The sequence below is a fragment of the Kutzneria viridogrisea DSM 43870 genome, from assembly GCF_000525635.1.
GTDB lineage: Bacteria > Actinomycetota > Actinomycetes > Mycobacteriales > Pseudonocardiaceae > Kutzneria > Kutzneria viridogrisea.
In genome coordinates this window covers 5,250,262-5,270,559 of sequence record NZ_CP007155.1, presented here as the reverse complement: position 1 = coordinate 5,270,559, position 20,298 = coordinate 5,250,262, and the positions used below count along the sequence as shown (strand labels likewise).

General features: G+C 70.2%; 23 protein-coding genes. 12 read left to right on the top strand and 11 right to left on the bottom strand.

Annotated features, from left to right (window positions below; all coding sequences use genetic code 11):
• Positions 1-47: 47 nt before the first annotated feature.
• Together KALB_RS23340 and KALB_RS44135 are read right to left on the bottom strand one after the other, a co-directional pair.
• A complete protein-coding gene (locus tag KALB_RS23340) occupies positions 48-1,010 on the bottom strand; it encodes a helix-turn-helix transcriptional regulator (protein WP_042220708.1) in 963 nt (320 codons plus the stop codon).
• Entirely contained in the window at positions 1,001-2,080 is a 1,080-nt protein-coding gene (locus tag KALB_RS44135; RefSeq protein WP_081789462.1) for a helix-turn-helix transcriptional regulator, read from the bottom strand. Before KALB_RS44135 ends, KALB_RS23340 begins: the two co-directional genes overlap by 10 nt.
• Before the next feature lie 327 nt (positions 2,081-2,407).
• Between KALB_RS44135 and KALB_RS23330 the strand changes: the two genes are divergently transcribed.
• On the top strand, positions 2,408-3,583 hold the full coding sequence (locus KALB_RS23330) for a transposase (RefSeq protein ID WP_158510791.1): 1,176 nt from the start codon (positions 2,408-2,410) through the stop codon (positions 3,581-3,583).
• A gap of 165 nt (positions 3,584-3,748) precedes the next feature.
• On the opposite strand, the gene KALB_RS23325 is transcribed toward KALB_RS23330, so the two are convergent.
• Positions 3,749-4,282 carry a TetR/AcrR family transcriptional regulator gene (locus KALB_RS23325; RefSeq protein WP_025358124.1) on the bottom strand — a complete coding sequence of 178 codons (534 nt, stop codon included), beginning with the start codon at positions 4,280-4,282 and terminating at the stop codon, positions 3,749-3,751.
• A gap of 114 nt (positions 4,283-4,396) precedes the next feature.
• Here KALB_RS23325 and KALB_RS23320 point away from each other — a divergent pair, with 114 nt between their 5' ends.
• Together KALB_RS23320 and KALB_RS23315 are read left to right on the top strand one after the other, a co-directional pair.
• Complete coding sequence (locus KALB_RS23320) at positions 4,397-5,830, top strand: aldehyde dehydrogenase (RefSeq protein WP_025358123.1); 1,434 nt, start codon at positions 4,397-4,399, stop codon at positions 5,828-5,830.
• A gap of 7 nt (positions 5,831-5,837) precedes the next feature.
• Positions 5,838-6,554, top strand: a complete 717-nt coding sequence (locus KALB_RS23315) for an SDR family NAD(P)-dependent oxidoreductase (RefSeq protein WP_025358122.1) — start codon at positions 5,838-5,840, stop codon at positions 6,552-6,554.
• A gap of 334 nt (positions 6,555-6,888) precedes the next feature.
• Here KALB_RS23315 and KALB_RS49900 read toward each other — a convergent pair whose 3' ends face one another.
• Positions 6,889-7,020: a hypothetical protein gene (locus KALB_RS49900; RefSeq protein ID WP_268872212.1), complete on the bottom strand. Its 132-nt coding sequence runs from the start codon at positions 7,018-7,020 to the stop codon at positions 6,889-6,891.
• Between the two features lie 86 nt (positions 7,021-7,106).
• Entirely contained in the window at positions 7,107-7,667 is a 561-nt protein-coding gene (locus tag KALB_RS23305) for a TetR/AcrR family transcriptional regulator (protein WP_025358121.1), read from the bottom strand.
• Between the two features lie 102 nt (positions 7,668-7,769).
• Between KALB_RS23305 and KALB_RS23300 the strand changes: the two genes are divergently transcribed.
• On the top strand, positions 7,770-8,717 hold the full coding sequence (locus KALB_RS23300) for an NmrA family NAD(P)-binding protein (RefSeq protein ID WP_025358120.1): 948 nt from the start codon (positions 7,770-7,772) through the stop codon (positions 8,715-8,717).
• 45 nt (positions 8,718-8,762) lie between these two features.
• Here the strand turns inward: KALB_RS23300 and KALB_RS23295 are convergent, their stop codons facing one another.
• Positions 8,763-9,626: a class II glutamine amidotransferase gene (locus tag KALB_RS23295; RefSeq protein ID WP_025358119.1), complete on the bottom strand. Its 864-nt coding sequence runs from the start codon at positions 9,624-9,626 to the stop codon at positions 8,763-8,765.
• A gap of 51 nt (positions 9,627-9,677) precedes the next feature.
• Here KALB_RS23295 and gad point away from each other — a divergent pair, with 51 nt between their 5' ends.
• Positions 9,678-11,081, top strand: a complete 1,404-nt coding sequence (gene gad, locus KALB_RS23290) for a glutamate decarboxylase (protein ID WP_042220706.1) — start codon at positions 9,678-9,680, stop codon at positions 11,079-11,081.
• Positions 11,082-11,123: 42 nt separating this feature from the next.
• Here gad and KALB_RS46730 read toward each other — a convergent pair whose 3' ends face one another.
• The 3 genes from KALB_RS46730 to KALB_RS23275 all read right to left on the bottom strand — a co-directional run bounded on the left by KALB_RS46730 (position 11,124) and on the right by KALB_RS23275 (position 12,483).
• Positions 11,124-11,483: a hypothetical protein gene (locus KALB_RS46730; protein WP_148309586.1), complete on the bottom strand. Its 360-nt coding sequence runs from the start codon at positions 11,481-11,483 to the stop codon at positions 11,124-11,126.
• A gap of 120 nt (positions 11,484-11,603) precedes the next feature.
• Positions 11,604-11,978: a hypothetical protein gene (locus KALB_RS23280; protein WP_042220704.1), complete on the bottom strand. Its 375-nt coding sequence runs from the start codon at positions 11,976-11,978 to the stop codon at positions 11,604-11,606.
• Entirely contained in the window at positions 11,971-12,483 is a 513-nt protein-coding gene (locus tag KALB_RS23275) for a SigE family RNA polymerase sigma factor (protein ID WP_035971660.1), read from the bottom strand. Before KALB_RS23275 ends, KALB_RS23280 begins: the two co-directional genes overlap by 8 nt.
• Positions 12,484-12,819: 336 nt before the next feature.
• Here KALB_RS23275 and KALB_RS23270 point away from each other — a divergent pair, with 336 nt between their 5' ends.
• The 3 genes from KALB_RS23270 to KALB_RS23260 are packed head-to-tail and all read left to right on the top strand — an operon-like array spanning position 12,820 to position 16,401.
• A complete protein-coding gene (locus tag KALB_RS23270) occupies positions 12,820-13,947 on the top strand; it encodes a nucleotide disphospho-sugar-binding domain-containing protein (RefSeq protein ID WP_025358117.1) in 1,128 nt (375 codons plus the stop codon).
• 19 nt (positions 13,948-13,966) lie between these two features.
• Positions 13,967-15,193, top strand: coding sequence for a macrolide family glycosyltransferase (locus KALB_RS23265; RefSeq protein ID WP_025358116.1), 1,227 nt, complete (start codon positions 13,967-13,969; stop codon positions 15,191-15,193).
• A complete protein-coding gene (locus KALB_RS23260) occupies positions 15,190-16,401 on the top strand; it encodes a DegT/DnrJ/EryC1/StrS family aminotransferase (RefSeq protein WP_025358115.1) in 1,212 nt (403 codons plus the stop codon). Before KALB_RS23265 ends, KALB_RS23260 begins: the two co-directional genes overlap by 4 nt.
• 163 nt (positions 16,402-16,564) lie before the next feature.
• Here KALB_RS23260 and KALB_RS23255 read toward each other — a convergent pair whose 3' ends face one another.
• Positions 16,565-17,545 (bottom strand): quinone oxidoreductase family protein, encoded by a 981-nt coding sequence (locus KALB_RS23255; protein WP_025358114.1) that lies wholly within the window; start codon positions 17,543-17,545, stop codon positions 16,565-16,567.
• Positions 17,546-17,631: 86 nt separating this feature from the next.
• On the opposite strand from KALB_RS23255, the gene KALB_RS23250 reads away from it, so the two are divergent.
• The 3 genes from KALB_RS23250 to KALB_RS23240 all read left to right on the top strand — a co-directional run bounded on the left by KALB_RS23250 (position 17,632) and on the right by KALB_RS23240 (position 19,203).
• Positions 17,632-18,228, top strand: a complete 597-nt coding sequence (locus KALB_RS23250) for a TetR/AcrR family transcriptional regulator (RefSeq protein ID WP_025358113.1) — start codon at positions 17,632-17,634, stop codon at positions 18,226-18,228.
• Between the two features lie 103 nt (positions 18,229-18,331).
• The gene (locus KALB_RS23245; protein WP_025358112.1) at positions 18,332-18,640 is read left to right on the top strand and encodes a hypothetical protein; all 309 of its coding nucleotides are present in this window, start codon (positions 18,332-18,334) and stop codon (positions 18,638-18,640) included.
• 185 nt (positions 18,641-18,825) lie between these two features.
• On the top strand, positions 18,826-19,203 hold the full coding sequence (locus KALB_RS23240) for a hypothetical protein (protein WP_025358111.1): 378 nt from the start codon (positions 18,826-18,828) through the stop codon (positions 19,201-19,203).
• Between the two features lie 80 nt (positions 19,204-19,283).
• On the opposite strand, the gene KALB_RS48290 is transcribed toward KALB_RS23240, so the two are convergent.
• Positions 19,284-19,427 carry a hypothetical protein gene (locus KALB_RS48290; RefSeq protein WP_169743533.1) on the bottom strand — a complete coding sequence of 48 codons (144 nt, stop codon included), beginning with the start codon at positions 19,425-19,427 and terminating at the stop codon, positions 19,284-19,286.
• A gap of 63 nt (positions 19,428-19,490) precedes the next feature.
• Here KALB_RS48290 and KALB_RS23235 point away from each other — a divergent pair, with 63 nt between their 5' ends.
• Positions 19,491-20,285, top strand: a complete 795-nt coding sequence (locus KALB_RS23235; RefSeq protein ID WP_030111693.1) for a transporter substrate-binding domain-containing protein — start codon at positions 19,491-19,493, stop codon at positions 20,283-20,285.
• Positions 20,286-20,298: the final 13 nt, after the last annotated feature.

Genomic DNA, 20,298 nt, shown 5'->3' with positions numbered 1-20,298 from the left:
CCCTGGCGGCCTGCCCCCGACGCCCGGAGTCCGCGCCGAGGCACGGGTCAGCGAGCGTGGCCGAGCAGGGTCCGCGACGGTGGCTGGCCGTAGGCGCGGCGGTAGTAGTAGGCGAAGCGGCCGGGGTGGAAGAAGCCCCAGCGGGCGGCGATCTCGGTGACCGTGGTCCCGGTGGTTGGGTCGGCGGCCACGAGTTCCTGGTGGGCGTGGTGCAGCCGGGCCAAGCGTAGGTAGCCCATGGGGGTGGTGCCGCGGTGGCGGCGGAAGGCGTACTGCAAGGCGCGGATGCTGACGCGGGTGGCGGCGGCGATGTCGGCGAGGCTGATGTCGTGGTGGGCGTGGTCGTCGATGAACGCGATCGCCCGTCGCAGTGTGGCCGAGTGGGCGTCGTGGCGGTCCTCGATGGTGGGATCGAGTAGCGCGGTGTGGGGGAAGGTGGCCAGCACCATGGCCGCCAGCAACTGGGTTGCGGTGGAGGCGATCAACGGCGCGCCCCGCAGCGCCGGGGCGGTCGCGACGTGGTTGCGCAGGAAGGTGATGGTGCGCAGCAGTTGCTGGCCCGCAGCCGGGGAGATTGGCCGGTAGCTGGTCAACCGCACCGGGGCCTCGATGTGGCCGGGCGCGGTCCCGGCCACCTGCGACAACAACGCAGGCTCCAGCATGGTGAAGCTGTAGCGCGCATGGCATACCCGGACGACGTAGGGCCGATCGGGCTGAGCGACCAGGAACACCTCACCCGGACCATAACGGTCCAGCACGCCCTTGACTTCCCCGCGCGAAACGGTGCCGGATTTCGCCCCGACGAGACCGAGGTAGCTCGGCGGGTTGACGGCCCAGTCCAGCGCGAAACCGCAGTCAACCAGGTCCAGGCTGATCGGACCCAACGGATTCCGGATGAGCCGGAACTGGAGCTGATCGTGGAGGCGGGCCTTGAGCCGCATCGGCGCGTAGTGCGCGCTGAGGTATTCCTGCATCTCGTCCAGGTGGGTGCTTTGGAAGACTATGCCCATGATGGTCCTCGTGCTGTGCTCGGAGAGGGCTGGGCCAGGTCCGTGTGGGGTGGGTGGCCGTAGGTGGCGTGGTAGCGGGCGGCGAATTGGGCGGGGGTGGTGAATCCCCAGCGGTGGGCGATGGCCGCGATGGTGTCTCCGCGGGTGGGGTCGGCGGTGAGTAGGTCTTGGTGGGCGTGGTGCAGGCGGGCCTGGCGCAGGTAGCCCATGGGGGTGGTGCCTCGGTGGCGGCGGAAGGCGTCCCGCAACCCGCGTGGGCTCACCCGGGCGGCGGCGGCGATGGCGGACAGGGTCAGTGGCTGGTCGGCGTGGGCATCGATGAACGCGACCGCCCGGCGCAGCGCGGCGGGGCCGACACTGCCCGGGCCGGGCAGGTAGTCCAGGGTCATGGTGGTGTTGGGGAAGGTGGCCAGCGCGATGGTGGCCAGCAGGGTCACCAGCTGGGTGTGCACCAGCGGCTCGCGCAGCGGACTGTGCGGGGCGCACAGTTGCTGGCGGGCGAACTCGCCGGTGGCCCACCAGTGGTCCTGCATGGCGGTGTTGCTCGGGGCCATGCCCGCGAAGTGCACCTGGTCTTGGCCGTACTGCTCGAATGCCACCCGCCGTACCGTGCCGGCGGGCAGCATCAGGAGGTAGCAGTCCGACTCTTGCAGGGTGTAGACGCCCGCGTCCTGCGGTGGAAGCGCGTAGGTCAGTCCGGCCCGGCCGCGCAGCTCCTCCCGTCGGGTGGCGCCGCTCCACCGGCCGGCGCGCAGGAAGCCGAGCACCCCACGCGGGAAGGGATCGGTGTCCAGCGACACCGAACCGGTGACCCACACCTGGTGCACACACAGCTCACCGACCCCGCACTGGCGCAACCGCATCGTGAAGCCCTCCGTGTCCGGGTAGACGATTCGGTTCGGCACAGACAGTTTGTTGAGCGTGGCCCGCGCGACCTCGGGATCTGAGGTCGTGAGATCAAAGTGGTCGACCGGGAGTAGAGCATGGTGTGCGGGCACGGCCGCGTTCCCTTTCGCTGCGATGCCGGTGGGCAGGACAGCGGCGCGCCAACCGGGTGGGATGTGGGGCATGGCAGGGTGAGCCCCTCGCACGATGCCGGGGACACAATCTCCGTAGCCTGGTAATCGGCACTAGGGCCTTAAGTCCTTCATTGGGCTGCCGTCAACACGCCCCCGTTCTGTCGTCACTGTCTGCCCGGCATCGTCGAGACCTCCTCAACTCGACATGCGAGCACGTTCCGCACGAACTTCGCTACGCCACTGGTGTCCTTCGACGTCCCCGCGCACGGCTCCCCAGCGCATCCGTAGCCCAGCGTGTCACGTGATCATGCCCGGCTGGTGAGTTCCCATCGCAGGGCGTACTGCCTGCCACGGAAGGCGTTGGTCTGGATGCCGTACTTGCCGAAGTCCGTGTCGCAACTGCTGGAGGTGTTCCGGCCCTGCTTCTCCGCGCGGACCTACACCACGTTCGTCGCGCTGGTGACCGGTTTGATCGCCGCGCCCGCGCGACGGACGGTGTGCGGCATGCTCACCGCCGCACGGATGGCCGGGGTGTGGCACCACGGTCGCGCGCACCGGTTCTTCGCCACCGCCCAATGGAGCCTGGACCAGGTCGGGCTGACCATGGTCGGGTTGGTGGTCGGCTGGCTCACTCCCGCTGGCGCACCGCTAGTGGTCGCCGTCGACGACACGCTGTTCCGGCGCGCCGGCCGCAAGGTCCACGGCGCGTTCTGGGCCAACGACGGCTCCCGGAAAGTGGCCGCTGGCCAAGAGAAACTGTCTCGCGGCACCACGTTCGTGGTCGCGGCCCTCGTCGTCGAGCTTCCTTTCCTGGAACGCCCCATCGCCCTACCGGTGCTGTACCGACTGTGGCGGCCGGGCGGGCCGACTACACCCACGCTGGCCCAGGAACTGATCACTCTCATCGCGGGCATTCGGCCCGACCGCCGTGTCCACGTCGTCACCGACGGCGCCTCCCTGTGCCGCACCCTGCGCCACCTACCAAGCAACGTCACCCTCACCGGCCCGCCGCCCCGCCACGCCGGACTCTACGAACTCCACCCCGACAGTGCCCAGGCGCAGCAATCGCGGCGGAGGGGCCGTCCCCGCGTCCGTGCCCAGTTGGTTCGGGTGATCGCCGTGCGCGAACCCCGCACACCCGGCTTCGCCGTGGTGACCACCGACCTCACCTCCTCGACAGCGCAGATCATCGAACGCCATGCCGCCCGTTGGGCCATCGAGATCGCGTTCCACGACGCCACACACCTCACCGGAGCAGGCGAGGCCCGTAACCGCACCCGGCGGGCCGTCGAGCGCACCGCGCCGTTCGTCATACTCGTCCACACCCTCGTCGTGCTCTGGTACCACCTGGCTGGCCACTCACCCAAGGTGGTCACCGAGCACCGGCGCCGCGCCCGCTGGTACACGACCAAGACGCATCCCAGCTACCAGGACATGCTGATCAAGCTTCGCCGCGTGCTCATCGCCGCCCACTATCGTGCCGACCTGGCCGGCGATCCCACCCTCGAACAAATCCACGCGATACGTCTGGCCTGGGCAGACGCCGCAGCCTGACCGCGAAACTCAAGTTTCCTACCGACAGCGCGGAGGTGTCGAACAGAGGTTCGATCGAGCGTCACCGCAACGGATGTTGACGACACCCGCCCGGAGCAGTGCCGGTCGCGGCTCGACCGCTGCCGACTTCGTCCATAGTGGACTGTCGTGCCGTTGCGGAACCGCTCAGGTGCCGACGCCCGTCAGCAGGGTGTGCACCAGCAGGTCGGCGGCCTGGGGGGCGCTCATGTCCTCGTTCGACGCGAGGTGCAGCAACTGGATGAGCAGTCGGAGCGCCCAGCCGTCCGGCAGATCCGCGCGCAGGAAGCCCTCCTCGGTGGCGCGCTGGAGAAACGCCGCCACCTCGGCGGTCGACCGGCCGCGCCGCTCCTGGATCGTCGGCTCGGTGCGCAGCCGGGTGAGCTCGACCGGCCACCTGCGGTTCACCTCGATGATGCCCTCGGCGAAGCGGTGCAGTGCCACCGGTACGGGCGACTCCCGCAGCCGTGCGGATTCGATGGCCGCATCGACCGCCGCCAACCTCGCGTCGTAGATCGCGAACAGCAGTTCGTCCCGGGAGGCGAAGCGCCGGTAGACCGTGCGCCGGTCGACGCCGGCGGCCGCGGCGATCGCGCTGATGCTCGCCGTCGGATCGTCGGCGAGCATCCGTGCGCCGGTGGTCAGCACGGTTTCGAGGTTGCGCACGGCGTCGGCTCTCACGAGGTGAAGGTACCACCTCGGTGTGACTGTAACCGAGCTTACTGGCACATGATCGTCGCACTAATCGACACAAGTGCTACAGTGATGTGACAGATCAACCGGAGGGGTGGGCAAGTGCTGACGTACGACAAGCTGTTCATCGGAGGCGCCTGGGTGGCGCCGACCAGCGCGGACCTGCTCGACATCGTGTCGCCGCACGACCAGTCCGTGATCGGCCGCGCCGCGCAGGCGCTGCCGGCGGACATCGACCGCGCGGTGGCCGCCGCCCGCACGGCCTTCGACGAGGGGCCGTGGCGGCGGACCACACCCGCGGAGCGGATCGAGCTGATCCGCCGCTTCGACCGGCTCCGTCTGGAGCGCGCGGAGGAGATCGCCGCGCTCGTCTCCGCGGAGAACGGCCAGGCGATCTGGTTCGCGCGCGGCGGTCAGCAGGGAATGTCCCGGCAGGTCGCCGCGTACCTGAAGGCCGCCGAGGAACTCGACTGGGAGCAGGCGCTGCCGACGGCGGAACCGATCCGCTCGGTGGTACGGCGTGAGCCGATCGGCGTTGTCGCCGCGATCATCCCGTGGAACTCGCCGTTCTCCTCGGCGCTTGCCAAGATCGTGCCAGCGCTGCTGGCCGGGAACACCGTGGTGCTCAAGGTGTCCCCGGAGAACTCGCTGAGCATGAACCTGTTCGCGGACATGCTGCGGGAGATCGGCCTGCCGGAGGGCGTGATCAGCGTGCTCGCGGCGGACCGGGAGACCAGCGAGCACCTGGTGAAGCACCCGGACGTGGACAAGATCGCCTTCACCGGGTCGACGCGGGCCGGCCGCCGGATCGCGTCGCTGGCGGGGGAGCAACTCAAGCGGGTCAGCCTGGAGCTGGGCGGCAAGTCCGCGGCGGTCATCCTGCCCGACGCCGACATCGCCAAGGCGGTCCAGGGCCTGAAGTTCGCTTCCCTGCTCAACAACGGCGAGGCGTGCATCGCGCAGACCCGGATCCTCGCGCCGCGCGACCGCTACGAGGAGGTCGTCGCCGGCCTCAAGGACATGATGGAGTCGCTGCCGGTCGGGGATCCGGCCGAGGACAACACGTTCATCGGCCCGATGGTCCGCCCCGACCAGCAGCAGCGGGTCCGGGACTACATCGAGCTCGGCGTCGAGGAGGGGGCGCGTCTGGTCACCGGCGGCGCCGAGGTGCCTGCGGGGCTGGAGAAGGGCAACTACGTCACGCCGACCCTGTTCGCCGACGTGGACAACTCGATGCGCATCGCCCAGGAGGAGATCTTCGGGCCGGTGCTGGTCGTCATCGCCTACGAGGACGAGGACGACGCGGTCCGCATCGCCAACGACTCGGAATACGGCCTGTCCGGCGGTGTCTGGTCCGCCGACGAGGCGCACGCGCTGAGCGTCGCCCGCCGGATGCGGACCGGGACCGTCACCGTCAACGGCGCCCCGATCGGCTTCGACGGCCCCTTCGGTGGCTTCAAGGCCAGCGGCATCGGCCGCGAGTACGGGGCCGTCGGGCTCACCCAGTACGTCGAATACAAAACCGTCACCCTGTAAGGAAGTCATGACCACGATCGCTCTCGTCACCGGTGCCAACAAGGGCATCGGCCTGGCCACCGTCCGGCAGTTGGTCGAACGCGGCCTCACCGTGCTGCTCGGCAGCCGCGACCTCGAAGGAGGCGAACGCGCCGCCCGGGAGGTCGGGGCGCGGCCGGTGCAGCTCGACATCACCGACGATCGGTCGGTGCGCAACGCCGCCGAGTTCATCGGCAGCGAGTTCGGCCGCCTCGACGTGCTCGTGAACAACGCCGGCCTGCTCGTCCGCAAGCCCGCGCTGGAGGTGTCGGCCGAGGACATGCGGGCCGAGTTCGAGACGAACGTGTTCGGCCTGGTCCGGGTCGTGCACGCCATGCTGCCGCTGCTGCGCCTGTCCGCGGCGGCGCGGATCGTCAACGTCTCCAGCGACTCCTCGCTGTTCTCCAAGACCACCGATCCGGGCTCGATGTTCGCCCAGTCGCACGACTCGTTCGTGTACTCCGCGACGAAGGCCGCGGTGAACATGCTGACCGTCAAGTACGCCAACGCCTTCCTCGCCGACCCGGCGCTGAGGCACATCAAGGTCAACGCCGTCACCCCGGGCTACGTCGCCACTGACCTGAACAACTTCGCCGGTGTGCGCACCACGGACGTGGGAGCCCGCGTCTCGGTGCACTGGGCCACTGTCGGCAGCGACGCCCCGACTGGCGGCTTCTTCGAGGAGGACGGCCCGATGCCCTGGTGACCGCACAGGTCCCGCCAGTCGACTGTCGCATGTGGACACCTCTGCGGAGGTAGGCAGGCCGGGGTGCTGTCGGTCGCCTCGATCCGCTTCCTTCTCGGCCGTCAGGACACCGGTGAGAAGGAAGCGGACTCGGACCAGGTCTCCTGACGCAGGAGTTCGAGCAGGGCCGTCTCGCCCGGGCCCGCGCCGGGCCGGACCACGGCGATGACGGGCTGGGACACGCGGGCGACCGTGGTCGGGTCAGATCGTTGCGCCGCAGCACGTCCAACAGCACGCCGTCGAGCGCGCTGTCGCGGTCGAACCTCACCACGGCTCCGCTGGCAGTTCGCGCGGCTCAACCCGGTCCGCGGCGAGCGGCGCCCAGCACCACGACGAACTCCTCGTCGCCGAGGTGGTGGGCGTCGGCGGGGGACTGCTCGCACGCCGCCATCAGGGCGAGGTGCAGCAGCTCCGCCGCCGCCGTCACCGAGCCCTGCTCGGCAACGGCCAGTATTGGAACGGCGTACGCACCGTGCCGCCGGCGCCTTGACGAAGCTCCCGGTGGCTCCTTGTTCAGCTCTGCGGGCTCAGTCCCGCCACGGCCAACTGGAACAGCCGGTCCGCCCGGGCGGCGGGTTCGGGGCAGTGTTCGGTGGCCAGGGCGATGCCGACGAGCAGCGTGAGTAGATCCGAGACAGTGACGCCACTGGCCACCACGCCGTCCTGCACGGCGCGGCGCAGCAGGGGCTCTGCCGCCTCCTCCAGTGCCGCCGAGCAGCTGTTCTCGTGCACGGGGTCGGACCCGGCGTCGTCGTAGGCCAGCGCGGTTGCCAGTCCCCGGGCGGAGACGCAGTAGGCGAGGACCTCGCTCAGCCATTCCAGCAGCGCGTCGCGGCTGTCACCGGTCAAGCTGTGCGCGCGGACGCGCAGGGCCTCGATCCGTTTCCGGGAGACCGCTTCCAACAGTGCCTGGCGGGTGGGGAAGTGTCGGCGCACGGTCGCTGAGCCAACTCCCGCTGTGCGGGCGATCTGTTCCAGGGAGGCGCCGGCACCGTGGGTGGCGACCTCCTCCTCGGCCACGGCGAGGATGCGCGCGTAGTTGCGCCGGGCGTCGGCGCGCTGGCGATCCACCATGGCGGCAGCTCCAAGCTTGCTAAGTGGCGGGGGCCGCCATATCGTACTCGAAGGTAAACGGCGGGCCCCGCCGTTTAATGCGTTGAGCCTTCGAGGAGCAGCATGTCCACAGATCCCGCGCCCGTCCTGGTCACCGGCGCCACCGGCAGGCAGGGCGGCGCCACCGCCCGTGCCCTGCTCGCGGCAGGGATACCCGTCCGTGCCCTGGTGCGCGCTCCGGCCACCGCCCGGGCCAAGGCCGTCGAAGCACTCGGCGCCGAGCTGGTCACCGGCGATCTTCACGACCGCGATTCCGTGATCCGGGCTGCCAAAGGTGCCCGAGCCGTCTTCTCCGTGCAGATGCCCGGTATGACCGCGGAAGGCTTCGACTTCGAAGGGGAGGTGGCTCAGGGCATCAACCTCATCGAGGGCTCGAAGGCCGCCGGAGTACCGCAGTTCGTGCACACCTCCGTCAGCGGCGCCGGTCAGCACACCGAAACCCCCGGCTGGGCCGAAGGCCGCTGGGCCTCGATGGAAGCCACCCTGGGAGCCAAGAGCGCGATCCAGGACCGGGTCCGCACGGCTGGCTTCCCCCGCTGGACGCTGCTCAAGCCGAGCTTCTTCATGGAGAACTTCCTGCCGTCCATGGCATTCCTGTTCCCGCGCGGCATCGAGGGCGGTCTGGTGAGCGTCGTCAAACCCGATACCCGGTTGTCCCTGGTCGCGGTGGACGACATCGGCAGGGCGGCCGCCGCGGCCATATCCGCGCCGGAGCGGTTCGACGGGGTCGAGTTGGAACTGGCAAGCGACTACCTGTCGATGGCGGAGATCGCTGAGGTCCTCTCCCGCGCTCTGGACACGCACCTGTCCGCGCCGGACATGACCGTGGCGGAGGCACTTGCCGCCGGGATGCCGGCGATGGGTGCCTCGCACGAGTGGATGAACGTGGCCGGCCAACCGGCCCGCCCGCAGTACGCGAGGGACCTCGGCATCCCGCTCACCAGCTTCGACGGGTGGGCGCAGGAGTACCTGCGCCCCATGGCCGGTGACGCCAATGTCCCGTCAAAGTGAAGTCTGCTCGGGGACGATCTGCTGGCGAAGCCGCACGACCACCGGCTAGTGGCTGAGCTGCGCCCGTGCCGCCGCGCCGAGGTCGGCCAGGGTCAGCTGGTGGGCCGGTGGCCGGTCGAGCACCACGTGGCTGGTGACCCGGAGCTGGCCGTCCACGTGCAGTAGTTCGCCGGGGGCGAGTTGGCGCCACGCCGGGTTGTCGTCCATGCGCTCGCTGGCCACGACCACGGCGGGGGAGTCGATGAGGTCCCCGGACCGCACGCGCACGGTGCCCGCGGGGCTGGCGTGCTCCAGGTGCCGTCCCGTGCCGCCGCCGGGTTCGCGGGCCAGCACGTACAGGCCGTGGGTGTCCGGGTAGCGCACCGCCCACAGCTCGGTCGGCATGGTCAGCAGCAGGTTCACCGCGTAGATCGGCAGGTGCCCGGCGACCCAGCGCAGCGCGGTGCGGATGCCCGCGGCCACGTCGCCGCCGTGTTCGGCGATGTGCTTGGTGATCAGCGCGAACAGCCGCTCCGAGTCGGTTTCCCCGTGCACCTGCTCCCGGTACGGCCCGAGTTGCGCCTCCAGCGCGGGCAGGTCCCGCACCACCCCGTTGTGCGCGAAGATCCGGCCGTCTTGCACGAACGGATGGGTGTTGTCCACGGTCAGCGCCCCGGTGGTGGCGTGGCGCACGTGCGCCAGGAACGTGGTGGACTCGCACTGCCTGGCCTCGGCGGCGAACTCCGTGTCCTCGTAGGCCGCCAGCGGCTGCTTGTCCACCCGGGGCGTGCCGTCGGCGTCGAAGGTGCCCAGACCGGTGCCGTCCGGGTTGTGCCTGCTCTGCTCGGCAAGGCTGTCGTTGGCGTCGAGCAGCCAGAAGGTGGCGCGAACCCGGGCGGGGGCGGCGGACATCCCGAACAATCGGCACATCCGTGGCCACCTCCCCTGCGCGGTCGACCCAGGTCTCCTAGCGTGGACCCTATGCCGCTCTCGCACCCCTCGCAGCACAGCGACTCGGGCCGGCCCGAGCTGTCCATCAATCCGATCTTCACCAGGGAACCGCTGTCCGTGCCGCGCAACCGGCTGCCCGACGCGGAGCTGGACCCCGAGACCGCCTACCAGGTGGTGCACGACGAACTGATGCTGGACGGCAACTCCCGGCTCAACCTGGCCACCTTCGTGACCACCTGGATGGAACCCCAGGCGGCGCGGCTGATGGCCGAGTGCGCGGACAAGAACATGATCGACAAGGACGAGTACCCGCGCACCGCCGAGCTGGAGATGCGCTGCGTGCGGATGCTCGCCCAGCTCTGGCACGCCCCGCCCGCCGAGACCGCGACCGGCTGCTCCACCACCGGCTCCAGCGAGGCCTGCATGCTCGCCGGGCTGGCGCTCAAACGCCGCTGGCAGCACGCCCGCCGCGCCCAGGGCAAGCCGACGGACCGCCCCAACCTGGTGATGGGCGTGAACGTGCAGGTGTGCTGGGACAAGTTCGCCAACTACTGGGACGTGGAGCCCCGGCTGGTGCCCATGGAGGGGGAGCGGTTCACCCTGTCGGCGGAGGAAGCCGTCAAGCTGTGCGACGAGAACACCATTGGCGTGGTGGCGATCCTGGGCTCGACCTTCGACGGCAGCTACGAGCCGGTCGCGGAGATCTGCGCCGCGCTGGACGAGTTGCACGAGCGCACCGGGCTGGACGTGCCGGTGCACGTGGACGGCGCCTCCGGGGCGATGGTGGCGCCGTTCTGCGATCCCGACCTGGCCTGGGACTTCCGCCTGCCCCGGGTGGCCTCGATCAACACCTCCGGGCACAAGTACGGGCTGGTGTACCCGGGCGTGGGCTGGGTGGTGTGGCGCGACGCCGAGGCGCTGCCGGAGGACCTGGTGTTCCGGGTGAACTACCTCGGCGGGGACATGCCCACCTTCGCGCTGAACTTCTCCCGGCCGGGGGCGCAGGTCGTCGCCCAGTACTACAACTTCCTGCGCCTGGGCTTCGACGGCTACCGGCGGGTGCAGCAGAGCTGCCGCGAGGTGGCCACCTCGCTGGCCGCGCGCCTGGCCAAGCTCGGCGCCTTCCGGCTGATCACCGACGGCAGCCAGCTGCCGGTGGTCGCCTTCACCCTCGCCGAGGAGGTCACCGGCTACTCGGTGTTCGACGTGTCCGCCGAGCTGCGCCAGCACGGTTGGCTGGTGCCCGCCTACACCTTCCCGCCCGATCGTGAGGACCTGTCGGTGCTGCGCCTGGTGGTGCGCAACGGTTTCAGCCACGACCTGGCCGACCTGTTCCTGGACGACCTGGAACGGGTGGTTGGCCGGTTGCAGCAGCGGAGCGGCCCACAGCGGGGCCCCGAGGCCGCCGGTTTCGCGCACGGGGCCGGGCGCTAGGACTCGCCCCTGGCAGCGGTGGCGCTGCCAGGGGCGAGTTCGTCAGCCCTGCGCGACCGCCCTCGTGGTGCTCGGCGTCGGCTCGGGCGCCTTGGTCGTGCTCGGGGTGACGCTGGGTGCCTTCGAGGTGGTCATCGTGCTCGGCGTGACACTGGGCGCCACTGTCGTCGGCGTGACGCTGGGTGCCTTCGACGTCGTCATCGTCGTCGGCGTGACGCTCGGCGCCTTCGAGGTGGTCACGGTCACGGGCGCCTTCGTGGTGCTGGTGGTCGGGGCCACTGTGGCGGCGCCGTCGGCGAGCGAGGTCGCCGCCACCGCCAGCCCCCCGGTGCCCAGCACGCCGACGGCGACAGCCGCCGCGACCAGGGCTCGACGGGAGCTCAGCACAGTGGGGATTCGCATGGAGTTCCTCCTCGGTGTCACAGCACCGGACCGCGTCTGCCACGGCTCGTCCGGTGTTCTCACACCACTTCCACGCGGCACCCCGCCGATCTGTTGCACCGGGGCCGTGACTTCTCCGGATCAGCCCGCGGCCCCCGCCGCGCTGGTCGTCTGACGGGTGGTCGCCAGCGTGGCCGACGGAGAGGTCGCCGGCGCCGTGGTCGGGCTCACCGTGGTCGTCAGCCCCGTCCGCGGCGTCGGCTCCAGCGTGGTCGGCGACTGCGTGGTCGGCACGGGGGCCGCCGGCGGCTGCTGCTCGGAGCCACCGCGCGGGACGAGCACCAGGCAGACCACCAGGACCGCCAGCACCGCCGCGGCGGCGGCCAGCGGGGCGTACCGGCGCACGGCCGAACGGGAACGGGCCCGCGCGCGGATCGCCGGCCCGGACAGGTTCGAGCGGACCTGGTCGGCACGTGCGGCGAGCATGCGCCGCAGCTGGTCCTCCGGCTCACTCATGGTTCCTCCACGCCCGCTCCGGCATCGCGATCGCCGACCGTAACGCGGCCAGCCCCCGGCTGACGTGCGCCCGCACGGTCGTCTGCCGGCACCCCAGGATCCCAGCGATCTCGGTGTCGTCCAGGTCCTCGTAGTAGCGCAGCACCACCGCCGCGCGCTGCTGCCTGGGCAGCTCGCGCAGCAGCTGCCAGAGCCGTTCGTCGTGCTCGTCGCGCAGCGGGTCCAGGTGTTCCCGCTCGGGCAGCTCGGACCCGGCGGGCCAGATGTGCCGCGTGCTCCAGCGCCGCCGCCAGGACAGGTACTCGTTGGTGATCGCGCGCCGGACGTAGGCGTAGGCCGATCCTGCGGACCCGCTCACCTCGGCCCAGCGCGGGTAGACCCTGGTGAGGACCTCCTGGACCAGGTCCTCCGCGTCCGCGCGGGCGCCCGACAGCAGCACCGCGTACCGGACCAGCGCCTGCTGGTGCTGGTGGACGAACTCGTCGAAGGACGCCGCCTCGTCCAACACCCAACTCCGCTCTCGTGCCGCTGTGACTGGTGCAGGGTAGACGCCGGTGCCCCGGGTCCCGTTGCTCAGGACCTCTCCGGTGCGCGCGGAGCCGTTGTCGCATTGCCGCAATTCGTCCCATGAGACTTCGTCACTTTGCTCTTGATGGACGTCAACGAAAGTTGTCTGGTGCGCGTACAAAGTTGTCGCTGTGTTGACCCTGGGCGTGACTCGCTGTCACGTTTGTTTTGTCGCAGTTATTTCCTGTGAACAATGAGAGGCGCAATCGTGGAAACCGATCGTGTCGGCTTGTTCGTGGTGCCCTGCCTCCCGTGGGACGGGGCGGCCTGAGCGATGCGAGTGCTGATCGCGTGCATCTCGGCGCACGGCCACATGTTCCCGATGATCACGACCGGGTGGGCGCTGCGCGCCGCCGGTCACGAGGTGCTGATCGCCACCGCGGGCGGCCTGGCCCCGGTGGAACGGACCGGCTTGCAGGGTGTGGACATCGCGCCCGGCTTCAGCATGGCGGCCCCGGATACCGAGGAGGACTCGCCCGCGCGCAGCCGCACACCCGAGGTCGAGGAGGGCGCGGACCCGGCCGACCACCTGTGGGCGCACTTCTTCGGCTTCATGGCCGAGATGCTCGTCGACGGGCTGGTGGACCTCGTGCGTTCCTGGCGGCCCGATGTGGTGCTGCACGAGGAAACCCTGCCGATCGGCTCGCTCGCCGCGATCAACGCCGGGGTGCCCTCGATCGCGCACGGTCTCGGTGTCGCGCACGACGTCTCCGGCATGGTCGACTTCTTCACCCCGCAACTGCCGCTGTTCGGCCGGTTCGGGGTGCGGGGACTGCCCGAGCCCTCCGCCGTGATCGACGTCAGCCCGCCGAGCATGGGGACCGTGCACGGCGGTTGGCCGATGCGGTACGTGCCATACAACGGCGCGGGCATGGTGCCGGAGTGGCTGCTGCGCAAGGGATCCCGCCCGCGCGTCGCCGTCACGCTCGGCACCTACGCGCCGCACCGGATCGGGCTGGGGCCGATCGAGCGGGTGGTGCGGGCCGCGCGCTCGGTCGACGCGGAGTTCGTGCTGGCGATGGGGGAGGCCGACACCTCGGGGCTGGGGCAGTTGCCCGAGAACGTGCACGCCATGGGCTGGATCCCGATGAACGCGCTGCTGACGACCTGCTCCGCCGTCATCCACCAGGGTGGGTCCGGCACCACCATGACGGCGCTGGACGCGGGCATCCCGCAGTTGGTGGTCCCCCAGGACGTGGACCTGACCGCGGCCGCGGTGGCCGCGCGGGGTCTGGGCGCCTCGGTCGAGAGCGAGGAGATCACCCCCGAGCTGATCGACCGGCTGCTGGGCGATCCGGACTGGGCCGGTGCGGCCCGGGAGGTGCGGGCGGAAATGCACGACATGCCGTCCCCCGTGAACGTGGCGCACCGGATCGGGGAACTGGTGCGGGCCTGTGCGTGAAACACGGAGGAAATGGACAATGGACAATTCAGGCAAGGGTGCCGCGCCCCACGTTCTGTTGTGGCCGTTCCCAGGTCACGGCCACGTCGACCCGACGCTGCCGGTGGCCGCCGAACTCGTCCGGCGCGGCCTGCACGTCACCGTCGCCACCACCGAACGCTTCGCCGAGGCCGTCACCGCCACCGGCGCCGAGGTCCTGCCCTACGCCTCAGCCCTGGCCGGACGCCCACTACCGGAGGTCTTCGACCCCGACTACCTCGCCCGCGAACCCCTGCGCGCCATGATCGAGGCCATCGCCACCGTGCCCCCGATCCGCAGCCACTTCCAGCACAGACAACCCCCCGACCTGGTGGTCTACGACTCCAGCACCTACGCCGCCGCCCGAGTCGCCGCCCTGACCTGGTCCCGCCCCGCCATCCAGATGTTCCCGACCTTCGCCAGCAACGAGAAGTGGCAACTCGGGCCCTGGATCAAAGACGAGTTCGCCCCCGAGATCGACGAGCACCACCCGGCCCTGCTGGAGTTCTTCTACTGCATGGGCGAACTGCTGTCCGGCTACGGACTCGACGACATCGACCTGGAACGGTTCCACGCCCCCTGCGAGGACCACAACCTCGTCTTCCTGCCCAAGTTCTTCCAACTGGGCAACGAGTTCTTCGACGACCGGCACGAGTTCCTCGGCCCCTGCCTACCCACCAACAGCGGCGGCACGTGGCAGCCCCCGGCCAGCGGACACCCCGTCCTGGTCGTGTCCCTGGGCACCGAGAAGAACAAGGACACGAGGTTCTTCCACGACTGCGCCCAGGCCTTCGCGGACCTGCCCTGGCACGTGGTCCTCACCCTCGGCGGCGGCATGACCGTGGCCGACCTGGGCCCCCTGCCCGCCAACGTCGAGGCCCACCAGTACCTGTCCCACGCCGAGGTCCTGCCGCACGCCACCGCACTGGTCGCCCACGCGGGCATGAGCACCACCATGCGCGCCCTGCACCACGGCGTCGCCCAGGTCCTGGTACCGCACACACCCGAACAACACTTCGTCGCCCGCCGCGCCGCCGAACTGGGCATCGCCCGCCTCCTGCCCCGCGACCAGGTCACCGCCCACGCGGTACGCGAGGCCGTACTCGAACTCACCAGCGACGACCGAGCCCGCACCCGCATCCACGACCTCGCCGAACAAACCCGCGCCGCAGGCGGAACCGAGCGAGCCGCAGACCTGATCCAAACCAGACTCGAAGGACGGCCATGAAGCGCGGAGTTGACGACCTCGCCCTGTTCGGCGGCCACGCGGAGTTCGACCAGACCCTGCTGGTCGGCCGCCCCAGCACCGGCGACCGCACAAAACTCTACGAACGCCTCGACCGCGCACTGGACAACGGCCGCCTCACCGGCGGCGGCATGCTCGTCCGCGAGTTCGAGGACCGCATCGCCCACATGGCCGGAACCCGCCACTGCATCGCGGTCTGCAACGCCACCGCCGCCCTGGAAGTCATCATCCGCGCCCAGAACCTGCACGGCGAGATCATCATCCCCTCGATGACCTTCATCGCCACCGCCCACGCCGTGCGCTACATGGGCGCCACCCCCGTCTTCGCCGACATCGACCCGGTCACCGGCACCATCGACCCCGACCACGTCGAAACCCTCATCACCCCCCACACCACCGCCATCATCGGCGTCCACCTCTGGGGCCAACCCTGCGACGTCGACCGCCTCGCCGACATCGCCCACCGCCACAACCTCACCCTCATCTACGACGCCGCCCACGGCATCGGCTGCAGCCACGGCCCCACCCCCATCGGCGGCTTCGGCCACGCCGAGGTCTTCAGCTTCAACGCCACCAAAGTCGTCAACTCCTTCGAGGGCGGCGCCATCGTCACCAATGACGACGACTTCGCCCTGCGCGTACGCCAGGCCCACAACTTCGGCTTCATCGCCCCCGGCCTGATCGGCGGCCTGGGCACCAACGCCAAGATGAGCGAGGCCTCCGGCGCCATGGGCCTGACCTCCCTGGACGTCTTCGACGAGGTCGTCGCCCACAACAAGGCCGGCTACGACCTCTACCGCGACCTGCTCGCCGGACTCCCCGGCCTGACCGTGCACGCCTACGACCCACGCCACCGCAACAACTTCCAGTACGTCGTGGTCAAGGTCGACCAGGACCACGCCGGCCTGCACCGCGACGTCCTGCTCGACGTGCTGCGCGCGGAGAACGTCTACGCCCTGATGTACTTCTCACCCGCCTGCCACCAACTCGAGCCCTACCGCAGCGAACACCCCGTCACCCTCCCGCACACCGAACGCCTGGCCGAACAGGTCATCGCCCTGCCCACCGGACCGGCCACCACCTCCTCCGACATCCACCGGGTCTGCGAGATCGTCCGCTTCGCCATCGAACACAGCGCCGAGATCGTCGAGGCTTTCGGAAGAATTGATCTGAATTCCTGCAAGAACTGAGAGATATGTAGTTGGCGTGCGAAGGTGCGGCTCGTTGGGGCTTGGGTGTCGCCATCGGCGTGCCGCCAGGGCAGCGCCACGAGTGGCGCCGCCCTGCCCCGGCAGCTGCGCTGGACGGCTGAGCCCGCGCTGAACCGCTGACCCGGCGCTGGCGTGGAGCCGGTCAGCTGGCGTGCTGCCCCGTGAGCAGCAGCAGTTTGCCGGTGGTCTTCCTGGACTCGATGTCGCGGTGGGCGCGGGCCGCCTCGGCGAGCGGGTACCGGCCGCCGATGGTCACTGCCAACCGGCCGTCGGCGATCATCGAGAAGAGGTCGGCGGAGTGGGTCAGCAGCGCCTCCCGGGTGGGGATGTGGTCGCTGAAGACCGGGTAGCAGACCTTGATGCTGTTCGGCAGTTCGCGGATGCCGATCGTCGGTGCCTGCCCGATGAGCACGCCGTAGTAGAGCAGTGTTCCGTTGCGCCGCAACGCCTTCATCGATCCCTGGAAGGTCGTCGCGCCGCCGCCCTCGAAGACCACGTCGACCCCCGCACCGCCGGTGAGCTCGCGCACCTGGTCGACGAAGTCGTCGTCACGGGACACCAGCACGTGGTCGGCACCGGCCCGGCGCGCGACCTCGACCTTCTCCTCCCGTGACACCAGGCCGATGACCGTGCCGCCCCGGAGTTTCACCAGCTGGGTCAGCAACTGGCCCAGGCCGCCCGCGGCGGCGTGCACCAGTGCGGTGTCGCCCGGCCGCACCGGGTAGGCCTCGGTGGCGAAGTGGTGGGCGGTGAGTCCCTGCATCATCACGCTCGCGGCGACCTCGTCGCTGATCCCGTCCGGGACCGGCACCACGTCGGCGGCGGGCATGACGATCTGCTCGGCGTAGCTGCCGTAGGCGAAGACCCAGGCGACCCGGTCGCCCACGGCCAGATCGGTGACGCCGGGACCGAGCCCGCGCACGACACCGGCGCCCTCGACACCGGGCACGATGGGCACCTCGGCACCGGCGCGGCCGTGCTGTCGCGTGCTGGTGTCCATGAAGTTGACGCCCGCGACAGTGATCTCGACCAGGATCTCGCCCGGCCCCGGCACCGGTGCGGGAACCTCCTTCGGCACGAGCGCCTCCGGTCCGCCGAGCTGTTCGACGACGATGGCTCGCATGGTGTTCCGTCCTTCCGTTGGTTGACGAGGCCACTGTCGTCCGATGAAAATGGACCCGCAAGTACAGAAAAAAAGGGGGAGGCCGAGTGCTCACGGCGAAGGGTGCGGCGACCCGCCAGCGGATCATCGAGGCGGCCGCCGCGGAGATCCGCGAACGGGGCGTGACCGCCACCAAGCTCGAGGACGTGTGCCAGCGCAGCGCCACCGGCAAGAGCCAGCTGTTCCACTACTTCCCCGAGGGCAAGGAGCAGCTCCTGCTCGCGGTGGCGCAGCTGGAGGCCGGGCGGGTGATCGAGGACCAGCAGCCGCATCTCGGGCAGCTCACCTCCTGGACGGCCTGGCAGCGGTGGCGCGACGTGGTGGTCGAGCGCTACCGCAGGCAGGGTGTGCACTGCCCGATGGGCGTGCTGATCACCGAACTGGGCAGGCACACCCCGGCGGCCCAGGCGCTGACCGGCCAGCTGGTCGAGCAGTGGCAGCGCCAGGTGCAAGCCGGGATCGAAGCCATGCAGGGCAACAACCAGGTCGGGCCCGGGGTCGATCCCGCGCGCACCGCGGCCGCGATGATCGCCGCCATCCAGGGCGGCGTGACGATCCTCATGTCCACGGGCTCCGCGGACCACCTGGAGGCGGCGCTGGACCTGTGCCTGGACTACCTGCGCGCCAGCGGTCAGTCCACCTGAGACTGTGGGGATCTCCCCAGCACGGGTGAGGTAGGCGTTTCCCCCGGCCGCGCACCGGGTACCAGCCAGTCCTGATCGGACCTGAGTGCTGAGGAGTGGTGACGTGGCGAGTTGGCAGCTGATCGCGGCGGGGGTGGCCGGGGTGATCCTGCTCGGGCTGCTGCTGTGGACGCTGAGCGCGGCGTTCGGAGTGGGCTCGGTGTCGAAGAAGGCCCCCAAGGGCTCGGCGGAAAACCGCAGACTGGGGTGGGCGCAGACCCTCAACGTGCTCGGTCTGGCGGTGTTCACCGAGGGCAAGATCCTGCTGCCCGAGGGCGGCACCCAGTACGCGGCCATCGGGGTGGCCGTGCTGCTGGTGGTGATCGGTGTGTCGATGGTGATCGCCACCGAGAAGCGGCTCAAGGGCGCCTGAGCGCGGGTGCGGCGCGGCGGGGTCGCCGCGCCGCACCGTCGGGGTCTCCCTGGTCGTGCGCGAGTCCACCGGCCCGGTGCGCTGAGCCCGTGGCGGGCTGGCCCGCCCGCCTCAAGTGCGGGCACCCGGGTTTAGCCCCCAACCGATCGGGGGATAGCTGGTGCACTGCGAACGGGAGGTGCGCCGTGAACGAGGATCCGGTGATCCACCACTGGCACGGTCAGCGACCCATGGTGAAGATGCTGACCGGAGAGCTGTTCCTGCAACTGGGTGCGGGCGACGACCGGTACCTGGCGGCCCTGCTGACCGAGTACGGCCGTGGCGACCAGGTGATCGAGCAGCAGCCCGTGCACACCGGCACGCTGTGCGCCATCCGCTTCCCGGCGACCGAGGACCGGGACGAGTTGATCACGCACCTGATCTACGGCGGCTGCTCGGAGTCGCAGGCCCGCGAGCACCTGGTGTCCATCGGGCTCGGCGGCCTGCCCATCGCCTGGGTCTACCCGCCGGACGCCACCATCGAGGCGGGCGGCGACCTGGCCGGTACCGGCAACGAGTTCTGACCGACCCCGGGACGTCAGGAAGGTGCCGTTCGCGACGTTGAACGCCCCAAAGGGCACCTTCGTGACGGGGTCGCCGCCGGTCAGCGCTTGCGGAGCTTGCGCACGGCCTCGCGGACGCGTTGCTGGTTCTTGGGGTCCTGGGCGGCCCGCTTGACCTGCTCGGTCAGCTTGCGGCCCTGGGGGCTGCGCAGGAAGTCGGTCAGCTTGCTCATCAGGGAGGCCATGTCCGTATTATCCCCCTTGTCGTGACTGGCCAAACCTCGGCGCACCGCTACGCTGCCGCAAGTGTGACGACCTTCTCCAGGTGGCTGCCGGTACTCGTGCTGTTGCTGCTGGTGGGCCTCGGTACCGCGGGCGCCGCACCCGACCACGTGGCGGCGAGCAGACTGGACTCGGTGCGCCAGCGCGGGGAGCTGACCGCGTGCAGCACGGGGGACTACCGGCCCTTCACCTACCTCGACCCGGCCACCGGGCAGTGGACCGGCATCGACATCGACCTGGCGGCCGACCTGGCCAAGCGGCTGGGCGTGCGGCTGACCCTGGTGCGGACCACCTGGGCCACATTGCCGGAGGACATCGGGCGGCGCTGCGACCTGGCCGTTGGCGGGGTCTCGGTGACGCTGGACCGGGCGGCGCGGGCCTTCTTCAGCCAGCCCTACCTGCGTGACGGCAAGACCCCGATCACCCGCTGCGAGAACGTCCAGCGCTTCCAGACCCTGGCGCAGGTCGACCAGCCGGGGGTGCGGGTGGTGGTCAACCCCGGCGGCACCAACGAGCAGTTCGCCAGGCAGAACCTGCACCGGGCCACGATCGTGCCGCACGCCGACAACAACACGATCTTCGAGGAGCTGGTGGCGGGCCGCGCCGACCTGATGATCACCGACGCCACGGAGACCCGCTGGCAGGCCAAGCAGCACCCACAGTTGTGCGCGGTGCACCCGGACCAGCCGTTCACCTTCGCGGAGAAGGCGTACCTGCTGCCGCGCGGGGACGTGGTGTGGCAGCAGTACGTGGACCAGTGGCTGCACCTGGCACGCAACGACGGCACGTACGACCGGATCGCGCAGCCCTGGCTGGGCTGACGAGCGGCCCGGT